The following is a 14228-nucleotide window of genomic DNA, read 5'->3' as shown; positions in this document are numbered from 1 at the left end:
AAATGCTATCAAAGGAGCGGCATCAAACCGCGACACGTCCAAAGTGTTTCAGATAGCTTGATGTCTCCAGCAGCGCATTGCGATCCCGACGCCAATCAACATAGGCCGACGCCATCCAGGCTGAGTGATCCATTAAGATGGGGCGTTGCAGAACGTGCACACCTGCATCCAGGAAGTGAAGGGCATCATCCTCCCAGCGATTCAGCATGACGATGTCATCTTGCTCGGGCAATCCGATCGAGCGTTCCTGAGCAATGAAAACTCTCGCCAGATGGTGTAACTGGGAGCGTGATACGCCTGCGTGAACCTGGAAAGCCTGAACAGAACGGTCAAATCCATCGGATGCGAGACCGAGTTTTTGGCACGACCGCCGAAAAGCTCCACTAATTAGTTTGCGCTCGTCCGGTAGTTTCAGTGTCCTCCCCAAGATATTCTCAACCAAAGGCCAAACCTTGGCATTGCCATCTTCGCCATAGTGTTCGGACAGTGTTGCGCAAATTGCCCAACTGACCGCATATCCAAATTTCTGCATCAAGACATTGAGCCGCCAGTCCGACAACGCATGAAGCGCATCCTTGGCCTCCGGCAATTTCTCGGCAACAAGTGCAAGTCCGAGGAATGGTGAGGCGTCGGCTCGAAGCTGGGACCGCATTACCATGTAATCCAAGGATCTAAGTTTATTCTGAGCGTCCCGCGAAGAACAATTCAAAGTCGCCTGCATCAATTAATGCACCCCTTCTATTTGATCCATGTCCCGTCCTCGAGAGCATACCTGCGGGAGCCGTTCGTCGTGTGGTCTGGAAGGCCCTTGAACGCCCAATGCTCCGAAAGGCTAACTTATGGTTGTCCTTGCCGATAAATATTGTCAATAGAATGGCATACTTGGAATGAGACGCAGGTCAGAAAGATGGGCATGCTCTACGCCCTGGCAGGGTAGGTCCAATCGCCAATTCGTCGCCAGAAAAAGTTATTTTCAAGCGCACGCCCAGGGCCGTCAGGGTCCTGAACATCTTTCATATGAACTGAGAACGCTCTCGCCATTCCGCGAAGGCGAACAATTAACCATCACAACCATGAGAATAAATGTGGACGTCAACTATCCTCCGAGATGTGGTCAGCACCTTCATCCAAGCGGTCGATCAGACGATACAAAGCTAATTGAAAGTCCTCTTCGCTGGAAGAAATGTTCTTTGACGCACAAAAATCTAAAGTGGTCAAAGTATCAACCTTCGAGATATTGACTGGGCTAACTTTCAAGGCTGCAAGCAAAGACGCATATGTTCGAAATCCCACGAACCTTGCAAAGATTTCCAGTCGCATACCTGGTTGGACGTTCCCAAGGTATGTTGCCAGGAGTTTTTTTTATTTCTCGAATTCGCTCTTCGTAGAGAATGATTCCAATTACCATAGTCTCGTTCCGCTGAGTCATTTTTCCGGGTTCTCACTATCCTCGATGAAGCGCCTCGCGGCCTGTAGAAAATCCCCGGTCCCGCCGCATTGATCCACCACTACGTGCGCCGTCGCACCCTTTCCAACGATCGTTACTCCGTCTTTTTTCAAGGCCACCAATAGCGCGTCGACAACGTCCCGAGTCGTGTAAAACGTTCCCTCTTGAGATTGGTATCCGGTCTCCTTCTTGAGAAAAGCGCGGCGCTCCATCTTCTTGATGGTGCTCAGCGACACGCCGGATTTCTCGGCAAAATCCTGTTGCGACCAATGAAGAGATGCGCGCGCTGCCTTGAGCAGCCCGATCGAGCCTGTGTCCATCTGTATTTCACGCTTGGGCAATCTGGTGTCCTATAGGTGGTCAGGATGCCGGTGCGTCGACACCTTGACATTTCCAACGAATCTGATGAACTATAAGAGCACCAAGTGATGAAATATGCAACACCGCTTGAGGGCTACCAACTAACGCTCGCGAACAAGCAAGGGCGTCAGCGAAGCCGAAACCTGTCTCCTCGTGACGGCGCAAATTATCGACGTCCGGTCAGGTTTGAACCCTCCAGAAACCGATAGCGAGGAGACGGCAATGTCCGCACCTTGTCCCGAAGAAAGCTCCCTGCGACCGCCCCTTAACCGGGAGGGCGCAGCGCGCGCATTGTGCGTGTCGATCCGATACTTCGACATGATCAGGAAGAGATATGAGAACCGGATCGAAGTCTGCGAGTGGCGCGGCGTGCGGCCTGTCTTCTACGACAAACATATCCTTGCTTTGAGGGAGATTATTAAATGCGACCACCAGAAAACCCAAAAAACGATGACATCCCATGCTGGTATCCGGTCTGGAAAAACGGCGCTTGGTGCTACGACTTCTACGTCGAAGGGGAAAGGTTCCGGCGTTCGACGGGCGTCCGCTGTCCGCAATCGATTGAAAAAGCGATGACGGTGGCGGAAGGTGTTCACGACGCAGCATGGGAACGGTCACTCTCGACGTTTCCCACATTTGAGGAGGCGGCGGAGCTCTATCTCGCGGACGTCGACAGAAACCGCAAACATGTCGAGCGGCTCAAGGACTATTTTGGCCCCGTCACTCGGATCGACGAGATCGATGCCTTCATGATCACACGGTGCAAGGTGGATCTCACCAAGCCTGAGTGAACGTCCAGCGAAACCGCGCGTCGGCACGTTACTATGCCTCTGAAGGCGGTGCTGAATCACGCGTTCGGCCTACGTCCGGCGAGCCGGGACGAGACTGGGAGAACGCGCATCCTGACGCCGGAGGAGGCCGAGCGGCTGATCGCCGTGGCAATGCGTCCGCCGGAAACCATCCGTGATCCTCATCTGCGGCTGCTGAAGATGATCGCTTTCCTGCTTGGCAGCGGGGCGACGCCCGGCGAGATGTTCTGCGTGCGCGCGGAGGACGTCAATCGGGCGACGGGCGAGGTCTGGATTCGCGGGAAGGAGACCGGAGCCGGGAAGACGCCCTACCGCAGACGCATGGTCCATCTCCCCGCGCGCGCATGGGGCCTGATCGGCGAGTTGCCGAAAGAGGGTCGCGTGTTCCTCACGACGAACGGCAAGCAGGTGGTTCCAGATGGAATGAGAGGCAGCACCGTAATTCGTCAGTTTAACAAGCTCTGCGTGGCCGCCGGACTCAACCGCAACAAAGAAGATGACAAAGAGGATGACGGATACGAGAAGCTCGTTTTCTATAGCCTGAGACACAGCTGGGCGAGTTTTTTCAGCGCGCAAATCGGGGATCAGGACCTGCTGCTGGATCGCGGCGGTTGGGCCAATGCGGACATGGCACGGGACTACCGCGAGCAGGTCCCGCGCGACTTCGCCGACCGGCTGCGCGCCCATGGCTGGGACTTCGCAGCATGATGGGCAAGATTTGGGAATCCGACATTCGGGAAACCAAAAAGCCGCTGAATTTCAGCGGCTTACTCGGAAAGTGCGCTTCCTTAGCAGGGGAGCGCCTTCGACCACTCGGCCACGTCTCCGCTGACCCGTTTAGCGGTGGGGTCTGGAGCGGGCAAGGCGAAATTGCCACTGCCGCGAAATCCTGATGGTGGTGGGAAAAGCATCTGGCGACGGTCATATCCGCTGTGGCCGGACACCTTCGGCGCTGCGTCCTAAAACGTGGCGCTGACCTGATCGGGCATCACGACGCCAGCGCGGTGCAACCCGCTTCCGGCCCCGATGCGGCCGCAAACACCTCAGGTATTGAACAGAAAGTGCAGCACGTCCCCGTCCTTGACCACGTATCCCTTGCCTTCGGCGCGCATCTTGCCCGCTTCCTTGGCAGGGCCCTCGCCGCCCAGTGACACGAAATCGTCAAAGGCGATGGTCTCCGCGCGGATGAACCCTTTTTCGAAATCGCCGTGGATCACGCCCGCCGCCTTGGGGGCGGAAGTGCCGGATTTGATGGTCCAGGCGCGGGCCTCCTTGGGTCCGACGGTAAAATACGTCTCAAGGTGCAGCAACTCATAGCCGGCCCGGATCAACCGGTCGAGACCCGCCTCGGCCAGCCCCATTTCCTCAAGGAACATCTCGGCTTCTTCACGGTCAAGCTGGCTGATCTCTTCCTCGATCTGGGCAGAGATGATCACATGGGCATTGCCCTGTGCCGCGGCCATCTCGGCCACTTTCGCGGAAAATTCGTTGCCCTCGGCAGCCTCCGCTTCGCCCACGTTGCAGACATAGAGCACCGGCTTGGTGGTCAGCAGTTGCAGCATGCGCCAGGCCTTGCGGTCGTCCTCGTCGACCTCGACCACGCGGGCGGGCTTGCCCGCTTCCAGTACCTCCAGCGCCGCGCGCATCAGGCGTTCCTGCTGCACCGCCTCCTTGTCGCCGCCGCGCACCTTGCGCACGATATTCTGCAATCGCTTCTCGATGCTCTCGATGTCGGCCAGCATCAGTTCGGTATCAATGGTCTCCGCATCTGCCACCGGGTCCACGCGGCCTTCGACGTGGGTCACGTCGCCGTCTTCGAAACAGCGCAACACATGGGCGATGGCATCGGTCTCGCGAATATTGGCGAGGAACTGATTGCCGAGCCCTTCGCCCTTGGAAGCGCCTTTGACCAGCCCGGCAATATCGACAAATGTCATGCGGGTGGGAATGATGGATTTGGAACTGGCAATCGCCGCCAACTGGTCCAGCCGCGCGTCCGGCACGGCAACCTCGCCCACGTTGGGCTCGATCGTGCAGAAGGGAAAGTTCGCCGCCTGCGCCGCCGCCGTGCGGGTCAGCGCGTTAAACAGTGTCGATTTGCCCACGTTCGGCAGACCCACGATACCCATTTTGAAACCCATGTCCGGCCCCTTGCTCCTGCGTTTGAGCCCTCCTAGGGGGTCAACGGCGCGCGCGCAAGTCCTCCGCACGGGCCGCACGCTCGCGCGAGGAGAAGATCAGGAACCATGCCAGCAGGATGAACATCGGATGGGTCAGCTCGCCGCTGAACAACAGCGCCGGAATCCAGATGAGAAAGATCACAATCCCCAGGGACGGGTGCCCCGTCAGAAAGATCGAAAGCGGCGGCAGCAGTATGGCAAGCAGGTAATTCATGTCCGGTATATAGGCGCGTTCCCCGGCAGAGGAAGAGGTGCCACCCCCAAGGGACCGGTGTGATACCTGGCCAGATCTTGGACCTGTGGGTGAACAGAACCCCTGCCCTGCCGACGAAATCCCCGCTGTCAGCCAAGGTGCCGATTGCGTTTTGCCGCGAGTTTGGGCATGCAGCGGTACCAGCATTCCGAAAGGCCCGCCCATGACCCGCATCGACGCCAAATTCGCCGCGCTCAAATCTCAAGGCCGCAAGGCTTTCGTCTCCTACATCATGGCGGGCGATCCGGATTACGATACATCGCTTGAGGTGATGCGCGGGTTGCCCGCCGCAGGGGTGGATGTAATCGAACTGGGCCTGCCCTTCACCGACCCGATGGCCGACGGCCCGACGATCCAGCTTGCCGGTCAGCGCGCGCTGGATGGCGGGATGACCCTGCGCCGAACGCTCCAGATGGCGACGGCCTTCCGCGAGGATGATGACACCACGCCCATCGTGCTGATGGGCTATTACAACCCGATCTATTCCATGGGGGTAAGCACCTTCCTGGAGGCGGCCAAGACGGCAGGCATCGACGGGCTGATCATCGTCGACCTCCCCCCCGAGGAGGACGACGAACTCTGTCTGCCTGCTCAGGCGGCCGATCTGAACTTCATCCGTCTGGCCACCCCGACAACAGATGACAAGCGTCTGCCCCGCGTTGCCCAGAACACCTCTGGCTTTGTCTATTACGTCTCGATCACCGGCATCACCGGCTCGGCAGAGGCGGAAGCCACCGATGTCGGTCCCGAAGTCACCCGCATCCAAAAGGCCAGCGGCCTGCCGGTGATTGTGGGCTTTGGCGTCAACACGCCGGAAAAATCCCGCGCCATCGCCGGGGTCGCGGACGGTGTCGTGGTCGGCTCCGCCATTGTGGCACGCATTGCGCGGGGCGACAGCACGGCGGATGTACTGGCCTTTGTGAAAACCCTGTCCGACGGCGCCCATAGCGCCTGATCGTCCGATACGGCGGGCATCCCGCCCCTTTCTTTTTGGCAGGTAAATATCCCTGCGCGACAGAGGCTTCGGGCGCGGCATATGCCGGTAAATCACCCGTCCTGCCGTCCATCCCGCGCGGCATCCATGATCTCGCGCAGGTGCACCAGCACCGGCAACAACTCCACCAGCGCCGTCAGGTCCATCTGCCCTGCCAACCCCTGAAACGCCGGTGCAAGCCTTTCGATGGTCTCTGTGCGCAGGGCCCGGCCCGCTGGCATCAGCCAGACGGTCTTGGACCGCCCGTCATCGGGGTTGGCGCGCAATTCCACCAGCCCCTGCGCCGCCAATCCCTTGAGCGTATGGGTCATGGAGGTCTTGGGCACCTGAAAGGCGCGCGCCATGTCTATGGGCACCGCGCCATCGCCCCGGTTCACCAGATGGTTAAGTACTGCGAAATGCGGCCCGATCAGCCCCTCGGGCAGTTGCGCCTCCAGCTGTGCGCGGGCCAGCTGTTCGATGATCCCGATCTCCTTGAAAACCTCGAACAGCAGCGTGGGGTCGGCCTCATGCGTCAATCAGTTTCGCCTCCAGTGGCCAGCGCGGGCTGCGCGGGATGGCAGGACCATAGCCCAGCCGCCCCAGCATTTGAACCGTGTGCCCCGGACGGGCCAGCAGGGCATGCGCCTGCGCGTACAGCGGTGCCATCTCGGGATATTCCTGCAACGACTGGCTGACGGGATGCAAAGACAGCCCCATGCCTGTCGCCGCCAGGTTCAGCCGCAGCCAGCGCCGCCCCGCCGCGATCTGGTCGTCGCGGGTATTGGTCGCGCTGGTCAGCGCGGCATAGGCAGGCGTCGCCGACAGCATCTTGCGGTACATCTCCACCCCTTGCCTGAACCCCGTGCTTGCGGGGTCCGCCTGTGCTTCCCGGCTGAGCAGACCCACCACCATCAGGCTTTCCAGAAAGGGACCGCCCAGGCTGATGCCATCGGGATTGGCGTTGATCTCCGCCTTGCCGAACCGCATCAGATCGACGCTTTCCTGCATGGTGCGCGGCGTCAGCGCCTCCACCTCCCAGGCGGCCCAGGTCAGGTCCTTCAGCGCCGCGACCGTGGGCGCGTCTGTGTAGATGTCTGCCAGCAGTTCAAGCTGGCTGGCCAGCATCCCCGGCACGGCACGGTCCTCGAAGGGTTCCTTGCAGGACCGCCGGTCCAGAATATGTGCCGCCAACGGGTCGGCACTGCCACCCTCGCGGAACACCGCATGGGCGACAGGGCCTTCCTCGCCCTCGGGGAACAGGGTCAGGTCCACCGCCAATCCCGCCGCCCCAGCGGCCTGCACCATCTGCTCCAGGAAACAGCCCAGCCCGATGGTGATCTGGCGATCAAAGGGATCGGTTTCCGGCAACCGCCTGCCCGCGTCCCGATATAGCGTCAGCGCATCCGCCCCCTCCAGCCCCACCATCCAGGGTTGCAGGTTATGCGGATTGGGCGCCAGAAGCGCAAAGCTCAGGGCATTCAGGCGCGGATCGTTATAGCTGCCCGCCAGCGCCCAGGGCCTGCGGGCATCACCGGGCGTGCGGGTGGTGAGGAAGCCGGCAGTGGCAACAGTAGCGGCCAGAACGCTGCCCCCTCCGATCAGGGCAATGGCCTTGCGGCGCGACAATGTCATGTGATTTCTCCATATAGTGCGATATTGCACTAAATGAATATAGTTCAATATCGCACCAATCAACCAAAACCTTTCGATTGATCTCAAATTACCGAATTGGTAAGGAAAGCAGACCAATATCGGAGCCAGCCCATGCCTGTCATCACGAACATTGAGGATCTCAAGCGCATCTACGAACGCCGCGTGCCGCGCATGTTCTACGATTACTGCGAATCAGGCAGCTGGACCGAGCAGACCTTCCGCGAGAACACCTCTGACTTTGACAAGCTGCGCCTGCGCCAGCGCGTCGCGGTGGACATGTCCGGTCGCAGCACCGCCAGCCAGATGATCGGACAGGACGTGGCGATGCCCGTGGCCCTCGCCCCGGTCGGGCTGACCGGCATGCAGCACGCGGATGGCGAAATCAAAGCCGCCCGCGCGGCCCGTGATTTCGGTGTGCCTTTCACCCTGTCCACCATGTCGATCAACTCAATCGAGGACGTGGCCGAGGCGACCGGCGCGCCGTTCTGGTTCCAGCTTTATACCATGCGGGACGCGGATTACGTCAGCCGCCTGATCCAGCGGGCGAAAGATGCGAAATGCTCCGCACTGGTGATCACGCTTGACCTGCAAATTCTCGGCCAGCGCCACAAGGACCTCAAGAACGGCCTGTCCGCCCCGCCAAAACTGACACCAAAGACTATTGCCAACCTGGCCACCAAATGGGCCTGGGGCATCGAAATGCTGCGCGCCAAACGGCGCGAGTTCGGCAATATCGTAGGCCATGTCGATGGCATCTCTGATGCCTCCAGCCTCGGGGCCTGGACAGCCGAACAATTCGACCAGACGCTGGACTGGAACAAGATCGCGCGGCTCAAGGAACAATGGGGCGGCAAGGTGATCCTCAAGGGCATTCTGGACGCCGAAGATGCGAAGATGGCGCTCAAGGTCGGGGCCGATGCCATCGTGGTCTCCAACCACGGCGGACGCCAGCTTGACGGGGCGCTCAGTTCCATCGCCATGCTGCCTGCGATCCTGGACGCGGTAGGCGACCAGGTGGAGGTGCATCTCGATTCTGGCATCCGCTCCGGTCAGGACGTGCTCAAGGCGCTGGCGCTGGGGGCAAAGGGCACTTTCATCGGGCGGGCCTTCATCTACGGGCTGGGCGCGATGGGACAGCAAGGCGTCACAAAAGCGCTGGAGGTCATTCACCGCGAGCTGGACACCACCATGGCGCTCTGCGGCGAAACGCAGGTGACCAACCTCGGCCGCCACAATCTGCTGATCCCCCAGGATTTCGGCGGCCACTGGCAAGATTGAGGGCAGGTCTCCCTGCTGAGTGGTTCCTGCCCCCGATACTTCCGACGTCAGGCCGGTTATGTGCGTTTTGTTGCCTTGCGCACAAATGACGTCAGCCCATCCTTCACCGAAATACGGCGGTCCTCAGGCGCAATTGCCATGCGCATGCAAACCTGGTCGAATTTCTCAAGCGAGGACATATAGGCCGGTATCAGCGCGGGTTTCCACCCGGCCTCGCGATATCGATAATTGGCATAGCCATGGCCTTCGAAGAATTCGAAAAAGTCCTTGTAGAAATCCCGGCGCGACATTTGGTGCGGCCCGATTTCATAGGCCACCACGCGAATGCGCCCTTCGGCGAACATGCGTTCCGCCCCTTTCAGAACAGCGAGTTCATGCCCTTCGACGTCAATTTTCAGGATGTCGATCTCTTCGATGCCATTGGCTTCGCAATAATCATCCAGCCGCTGGGTTTCGACAGTGAGTGTCCGGTCAAGCGCCTGGTTGCGCATCGGAAGATGCACCAGCTTGCTGTCGATAGAGGCAAACCCCGTGACGTCATTCTCGAAATTGATTTCAACTTTCCCGGCCTTGTCGGAAAGCGCAAAACCATTGATCGTGACCTGATCCTTGTGATCTCCGAAAAGACCGTCCTGCATCAGTTCCTTGATCTTATTTCGGTTGCCGGGCATCGGTTCGAACATGTGAATCGTTCCGATCCAAGGTGCCGAATGCTGCAACAGTGCCAGGCTCCATGTCCCGGTATTCGCGCCGACGTCGAAAACACGAAGAGGCGTGTCGGGAGAGTATCCGATCTCCTTGAAGATAGGCTCGATTTCAAGCAACTGAAACCGCGGCAGAGTCTCCGCAAACAGCCTGCGATATTTGGGCCCGTACCGAATATCCTGCCCCATTCTAAATTCCCTTCATTCTGAAATAATCGAAATTGCGCAGACAGATGTCCTAAACGATTTCATATAATATCTTTTAGGCCATTATCCCGAGAACGAAAAGGCATCGAACGAAACTTGTTCCTCTCCCCTGCGGAAGAGATTTTACGGCCCGTATTTTCATCGGACCGGTTCATCCTCACGCGCATTTATCAGCCTTGCAACGGGATGCAGCGATGCTAAATCTGCTCCATGCTGATCTTCCTGCGCCACCGCCTTGCCTTTCTGGCCACGCCCAAGACCGGGACCACCGCGGTGGAAATGGCCTTGCGCCCCCGCGCCGAGATCATCTTCAGCAAGAACCGCAAACATGTCACCGCCCTGCGCTTTTCACGCAAGATCGCGCCGTTTCTGGAAGACACCTTTGGCGTGCGCCCCGACGCCGTGGCCATCATGCGCGACCCCACCGATCAGATCGCAAGCTGGTTCCGCTATCGCGGATCCGACCGGCTGACGGGCACCGATCTCAGCACGCGGGGCATCAGCTTTGACACCTATGTGCGCGAGGTGATCAGCGACGCCCCCCCGCCACGCGCCCAGATCGGCAGCCAGTTCAATTTCCTGACCGACGGCAAGGAAGGCGGCAAGGAAACTGTCATGGCGGAACATGTCTTTGCCTATGAAAACCAGTCCGGTTTCCGGCAGTTCATGACCGACAGGCTGAAAACCGAGGTGACGCTGAAGCCCAAGAACGTGTCCCCCGGCGCGGACACCGGGCTGAGCGCGGAAACACTGGCCTTGCTGCGCGCCGCGCGAGCACCGGAATTTGCGCTATATGATCGGGTGACCGCCGCGGGCGGCCATCTGGTCACGCCGCAGGGTTAGGACCAGCGGCGCTGCGCCGCGCCAGCGCGGGCATCACGGCCAGGGCCGTCAGGCACAGTATCGCCGCCACCACCACAAAGGCCGCGCGCAGACCGAACCCTTCGGCCACCAGCCCCATCAGCGGCGGACCAAAGAAGAACGCCCCATAACCCAGCACTGACGCGCGGCTGATCGCGGCAAGCCGTACATCCGGCGGCACCATTCGGCCCAGCAGGCCCATTGCCAAAGGGACCACCACGGAAATGCCCAAGCCGCCGATGGCAAAGCCCAGCAACGCCAGCGGCACGCTGGGGGCCAGCCCTGCCAAGGCGATCCCGGCGGCGGAAAACAACGTGGCCAGCAACATCAGCTGCGTGTCCCTGATCAGCCGCGACAACCCGTGGCCAAAAAGCCGCCCGATCCCCATCGTCAGCCCCAGCAACGCAGGCCCCAAAGCGCCCTCCCCCGCCGTGCCGCCCAACGTGCGTTCCAGATGCAGGGCGGACCACCCTTCCGACGCCGCCTCGGCCAGAAAGGCGGTCAGCACCACCAGCCCGACCAGCAGGACAACCGCATGGGGCATCTGCCCCGGCACCTCCGGCATCGCAGGCTTGTCCAGCTCCGCCACCCGGTCCCGCGCCGCCATTGCCAGCAAAGCAAGCGCGCCTCCCAGCATCAGAAAGACCGTCAGAGTGCCCGCTTCGGCCTCGCGCAATGCGCCGGTCAGCAACGCCGCCCCCGCATAGGCAAAACTGTAGAGCGCATGGTTCAGGTTCATCAGGCTGCGCCCGTGCCGCGCCTCGACCTCGGACACGCGGGCGTTGACCAGCACGTCAACCACGCCGGACCCGATCGCCGCCAGTCCCATGCCGATCACCAGCAGCGCCAGCGTCCCGGCGGTGCCGGAGATCAGCATGCCCAGCGCCACGATCCCGATGCCCAGCGACACCGCAATCGGGCCGAACAGCCGCTGGAAAAGCGGTGCCAGCCACATCGCCGCAATCGCCCCCAGCGAGGCCAGCAGGATCGCCCCACCATATGCGCCGTCACTGGCCCCGACATGCGCCTTGATCACCGGCATCTGGGCAAAATAGGTGGACCATGCCACACCGATGGCGACAAACCCGGCCAGCGGCCTGCGCGACAGATAAAGATCGTGTTTCAAACCCATGCCCGCCCCTGCCATGCGCCCGCAGCCGTGCCAAGGCCCCGGATGCGCATTTGCCCTTTTCATGACCGCTTTTCGCGTCTATACGCGCGGCTTCATGCGGGTGTCCCCTTTTTCGGGCCCCGTTCCGCAGGGACGACAGCCTTGGAGGCGTCCCGTAACATATTGGAGATTAAAATGGCCGGAGAGATTCCAGATCTTGAAGCCCAGGTACGGACGGGGACAGGCAAGGGCGCCGCTCGTCAGGCACGCCGTGACGGCATGGTACCGGGGATTGTTTTTGGTGGCGACGCAGACCCGCTGCCGATCAACATCCCGTTCAACAAACTGCTGACCATGCTGCGCAAGGGCCGCTTCAAGGCGACCCTGTTCAACATGAAGGTCGAAGGCCACGACGACGTGCGCGTCATCTGCCGCGACGTACAGCGCCATGTGGTCAAGGACCTGCCGACGCACGTCGACTTCATGCGTCTCAAGCGCACCACCAAGATCAACCTCTACATCAACGTCGAGGTTGAGGGCGAAGAACTGTCTCCCGGTCTCAAGAAGGGCGGCGTTCTGACATTGGTCCGCCCCGAGGTGGAACTGGTCGTGACAGCCGCCGATATCCCCGAAAGCATCACCGTGGATGTGTCGGAACTGGAAATCGGCGACAGCGCGACAATCGCGAACGTCAAGCTGCCTGCAGGTGCCAAGCCCGTGATCGACCGCGACTTCGTGATCGCTCAGGTCTCTGCGCCTTCCGGTCTTGCATCGCAGGATGACGAGGACGAAGACGAGGATGTGGCCGCAGACGAAGTGCCGACATCCGAAATGGGCGACGCCGAAGCCAGCGAAGATTGATCCATTCCGCACCGGAACGGACAACGGGGTCGCCCATGGGCGGCCCCGTTTGCGTTTGATGGGATGCGAAAAGTCCCCAAGGCGGTTCAAACCTGAGGCGCAGGCCGGGCGGGGGCGTTTATGCAAAGTCACCGCAAAACGGGACGGAGGGGTATCCTGCTTCGTGCACATAGAGCGCTGGGCGGATGAATGAATGCCCTGGCTTCCAACCACAGGCAGCGCGGCAGGGAACGATCAAAACTGATGGTTAAGGCTGTCGACATTCCGGCCTGCCACTGTCAGGACATGATCCTGGCCAACTGGGCGCAGGCGCGGGCGGCGCGGTCTGTCCGTCCCTCTTCGATGAACCCCTGCAACCGCGTCAATGCAGCACCCAGGCAAAGTGAATCGAACACATTGCCTTCGCCCGGATCACGGCGGCGCGCCTCAAAGAACAACACGTCGATGTCCTGCGCCCCATAGCTGTATTTGTAGGCCTCGTTGCCATGGCTGAAATCGTAGCACCCAAACCCCTGTTCAATCGCCCAGGCGATGGAATGGTAATGCAGCGCCGCCCCGACAAAGGGCTCCTCTGCCGACTGGTCCCGGCCCACAAGGATGAAATGCACCATGCCCCGGCGCGGGTCCACCACATGGCCCAGCGCGCCCAGCGGCCTGTCACCCTGCCACAGCACCGGCAGGAACAGATTGCCGGTGCGCGCGGCGGCGGTCAGCATCCTGCGGTATTGCGCCACGATCCCGGCGGTCTGGCGGCCCTTCTTCTCGCCCCATGTATCGGCCCAAAAGCCCATCAGCGTATCCAGATCCGCCTCCAGCGTCTCGGCCGTGGCATGGGTGATCCGGTATGTCTCCGTGTCCAGATGCTTGCGCCGGAAACGGTTGTATTGCTGGCGCTTGTTGCGGCTGACCTGGGTGCCAAGATAGCTGTCAAAGTCATCCGGCAGCGTCACTTGCGGGCATTTCAGATTGTCCGTCTCGCCCCGGTTGATCATGTAGGGCAAATAGCGCACCTCGATCCCCGCCTTTTCCAGCGCATCGGTAAAGATGCGGCAGCGCTCCTGCTGGGCGACATAGCGCATCGACAGCGTGATCCAGGGCATCGCAGCCAGATGATGTGCCGCGGCCTCCAGCCCCGCGCGTTCGCGGTCAGGCGCGCAGAGAAATCCGGTGTATTCGCTCCACAACAGACGGCCCCCCGCCTGCAACTGGGTCTGGAACTCCCGCCTGCTGCCGCTCCAATGTACCCGGTACTTGAGCGGCACAAGACAGACCACCGCGCCGCTGTCGTCACGGACCACCAGAACGCTCCAGCGGTACAGCTGGTCGGCAAAGGCTTCGCGCAGCCAGTCCCAGGTCAGGAACACCGTGCCTTGCGGATCGCACTGCTCCAACGCCTGCCAGGTCTCTTTCAACGCGGCGAACCCCGCGTGGGTATCAACAACCTCGACCCGCAGGTCCGCGCCCTGCGCCGTGCCTGCCGTGACGATATCATGCTTCATCAGATCAACTGCCCTGTTGCTTTCGCGAC

At 60.6% G+C, this 14228-nt stretch carries 15 protein-coding genes; 6 read left to right on the top strand and 9 right to left on the bottom strand.

All coding sequences use genetic code 11. From position 1 onward, the window contains the following. Positions 1–22: 22 nt before the first annotated feature. Both A8B82_RS21000 and A8B82_RS20995 read right to left on the bottom strand, forming a co-directional pair. Entirely contained in the window at positions 23–667 is a 645-nt protein-coding gene (locus A8B82_RS21000; RefSeq protein WP_138069832.1) for a hypothetical protein, read from the bottom strand. A gap of 758 nt (positions 668–1425) precedes the next feature. Beyond that, on the bottom strand, positions 1426–1788 hold the full coding sequence (locus A8B82_RS20995) for a helix-turn-helix domain-containing protein (RefSeq protein WP_235604761.1): 363 nt from the start codon (positions 1786–1788) through the stop codon (positions 1426–1428). Between the two features lie 441 nt (positions 1789–2229). On the opposite strand from A8B82_RS20995, the gene A8B82_RS24065 reads away from it, so the two are divergent. Both A8B82_RS24065 and A8B82_RS20985 read left to right on the top strand, forming a co-directional pair. Continuing rightward, positions 2230–2598 carry a hypothetical protein gene (locus tag A8B82_RS24065; protein WP_138069831.1) on the top strand — a complete coding sequence of 123 codons (369 nt, stop codon included), beginning with the start codon at positions 2230–2232 and terminating at the stop codon, positions 2596–2598. Between the two features lie 33 nt (positions 2599–2631). Further along, positions 2632–3324, top strand: coding sequence for a site-specific integrase (locus A8B82_RS20985; protein WP_067296974.1), 693 nt, complete (start codon positions 2632–2634; stop codon positions 3322–3324). Between the two features lie 335 nt (positions 3325–3659). On the opposite strand, the gene ychF is transcribed toward A8B82_RS20985, so the two are convergent. Further along, positions 3660–4757, bottom strand: a complete 1098-nt coding sequence (gene ychF, locus A8B82_RS20980) for a redox-regulated ATPase YchF (RefSeq protein ID WP_067296971.1) — start codon at positions 4755–4757, stop codon at positions 3660–3662. A gap of 40 nt (positions 4758–4797) precedes the next feature. Then, on the bottom strand, positions 4798–5010 hold the full coding sequence (locus A8B82_RS20975) for a hypothetical protein (RefSeq protein WP_067296969.1): 213 nt from the start codon (positions 5008–5010) through the stop codon (positions 4798–4800). A gap of 202 nt (positions 5011–5212) precedes the next feature. Here A8B82_RS20975 and trpA point away from each other — a divergent pair, with 202 nt between their 5' ends. Next, positions 5213–6004 (top strand): tryptophan synthase subunit alpha, encoded by a 792-nt coding sequence (gene trpA, locus A8B82_RS20970; RefSeq protein WP_067296966.1) that lies wholly within the window; start codon positions 5213–5215, stop codon positions 6002–6004. Positions 6005–6096: 92 nt separating this feature from the next. Here trpA and A8B82_RS20965 read toward each other — a convergent pair whose 3' ends face one another. After that, positions 6097–6561: a MarR family winged helix-turn-helix transcriptional regulator gene (locus tag A8B82_RS20965; RefSeq protein WP_067296964.1), complete on the bottom strand. Its 465-nt coding sequence runs from the start codon at positions 6559–6561 to the stop codon at positions 6097–6099. After that, complete coding sequence (locus A8B82_RS20960) at positions 6551–7657, bottom strand: Acg family FMN-binding oxidoreductase (RefSeq protein ID WP_201120867.1); 1107 nt, start codon at positions 7655–7657, stop codon at positions 6551–6553. The genes A8B82_RS20965 and A8B82_RS20960 overlap by 11 nt, the downstream gene beginning before the upstream one ends. Before the next feature lie 132 nt (positions 7658–7789). Here A8B82_RS20960 and A8B82_RS20955 point away from each other — a divergent pair, with 132 nt between their 5' ends. Beyond that, positions 7790–8956, top strand: coding sequence for an alpha-hydroxy acid oxidase (locus A8B82_RS20955; protein ID WP_067296962.1), 1167 nt, complete (start codon positions 7790–7792; stop codon positions 8954–8956). A gap of 56 nt (positions 8957–9012) precedes the next feature. Here the strand turns inward: A8B82_RS20955 and A8B82_RS20950 are convergent, their stop codons facing one another. Further along, positions 9013–9849: an FkbM family methyltransferase gene (locus tag A8B82_RS20950; RefSeq protein WP_067296959.1), complete on the bottom strand. Its 837-nt coding sequence runs from the start codon at positions 9847–9849 to the stop codon at positions 9013–9015. A gap of 228 nt (positions 9850–10077) precedes the next feature. On the opposite strand from A8B82_RS20950, the gene A8B82_RS20945 reads away from it, so the two are divergent. Then, positions 10078–10710, top strand: coding sequence for a hypothetical protein (locus A8B82_RS20945; RefSeq protein ID WP_067296956.1), 633 nt, complete (start codon positions 10078–10080; stop codon positions 10708–10710). Here the strand turns inward: A8B82_RS20945 and A8B82_RS24710 are convergent. Then, positions 10694–11860: an MFS transporter gene (locus A8B82_RS24710; RefSeq protein WP_067297010.1), complete on the bottom strand. Its 1167-nt coding sequence runs from the start codon at positions 11858–11860 to the stop codon at positions 10694–10696. The genes A8B82_RS20945 and A8B82_RS24710 overlap by 17 nt on opposite strands. 174 nt (positions 11861–12034) lie before the next feature. Here A8B82_RS24710 and A8B82_RS20935 point away from each other — a divergent pair, with 174 nt between their 5' ends. Then, positions 12035–12700, top strand: coding sequence for a 50S ribosomal protein L25/general stress protein Ctc (locus A8B82_RS20935; RefSeq protein WP_067296954.1), 666 nt, complete (start codon positions 12035–12037; stop codon positions 12698–12700). A 278-nt stretch (positions 12701–12978) separates the two neighbouring features. Here the strand turns inward: A8B82_RS20935 and A8B82_RS20930 are convergent, their stop codons facing one another. After that, positions 12979–14199 carry a GNAT family N-acetyltransferase gene (locus A8B82_RS20930; protein ID WP_067296951.1) on the bottom strand — a complete coding sequence of 407 codons (1221 nt, stop codon included), beginning with the start codon at positions 14197–14199 and terminating at the stop codon, positions 12979–12981. Positions 14200–14228 lie beyond the last annotated feature (29 nt).

This window comes from Sulfitobacter sp. EhC04 (genome assembly GCF_001650875.1).
In the GTDB taxonomy this organism is placed as follows: Bacteria; Pseudomonadota; Alphaproteobacteria; order Rhodobacterales; family Rhodobacteraceae; genus Sulfitobacter.
Note: the sequence above shows the minus strand (reverse complement) of the source record. Positions and strands in the feature narration are given on the sequence as shown.

What these genes read in the sequence shown, in the direction of transcription:
- A8B82_RS20930 (WP_067296951.1), bottom strand. Translation starts at nt 14,199, where the DNA reads ATGAAGCATGATATCGTCACGGCAGGCACGGCGCAGGGCGCGGACCTG.
- A8B82_RS20960 (WP_201120867.1), bottom strand. Translation starts at nt 7,657, where the DNA reads ATGACATTGTCGCGCCGCAAGGCCATTGCCCTGATCGGAGGGGGCAGC.
- A8B82_RS24710 (WP_067297010.1), bottom strand. Translation starts at nt 11,860, where the DNA reads ATGGGTTTGAAACACGATCTTTATCTGTCGCGCAGGCCGCTGGCCGGG.
- ychF (WP_067296971.1), bottom strand. Translation starts at nt 4,757, where the DNA reads ATGGGTTTCAAAATGGGTATCGTGGGTCTGCCGAACGTGGGCAAATCG.
- A8B82_RS20975 (WP_067296969.1), bottom strand. Translation starts at nt 5,010, where the DNA reads ATGAATTACCTGCTTGCCATACTGCTGCCGCCGCTTTCGATCTTTCTG.
- trpA (WP_067296966.1), top strand. Translation starts at nt 5,213, where the DNA reads ATGACCCGCATCGACGCCAAATTCGCCGCGCTCAAATCTCAAGGCCGC.
- A8B82_RS20950 (WP_067296959.1), bottom strand. Translation starts at nt 9,849, where the DNA reads ATGGGGCAGGATATTCGGTACGGGCCCAAATATCGCAGGCTGTTTGCG.
- A8B82_RS20985 (WP_067296974.1), top strand. Translation starts at nt 2,632, where the DNA reads ATGCCTCTGAAGGCGGTGCTGAATCACGCGTTCGGCCTACGTCCGGCG.
- A8B82_RS20945 (WP_067296956.1), top strand. Translation starts at nt 10,078, where the DNA reads ATGCTGATCTTCCTGCGCCACCGCCTTGCCTTTCTGGCCACGCCCAAG.
- A8B82_RS20955 (WP_067296962.1), top strand. Translation starts at nt 7,790, where the DNA reads ATGCCTGTCATCACGAACATTGAGGATCTCAAGCGCATCTACGAACGC.
- A8B82_RS20935 (WP_067296954.1), top strand. Translation starts at nt 12,035, where the DNA reads ATGGCCGGAGAGATTCCAGATCTTGAAGCCCAGGTACGGACGGGGACA.
- A8B82_RS24065 (WP_138069831.1), top strand. Translation starts at nt 2,230, where the DNA reads ATGCGACCACCAGAAAACCCAAAAAACGATGACATCCCATGCTGGTAT.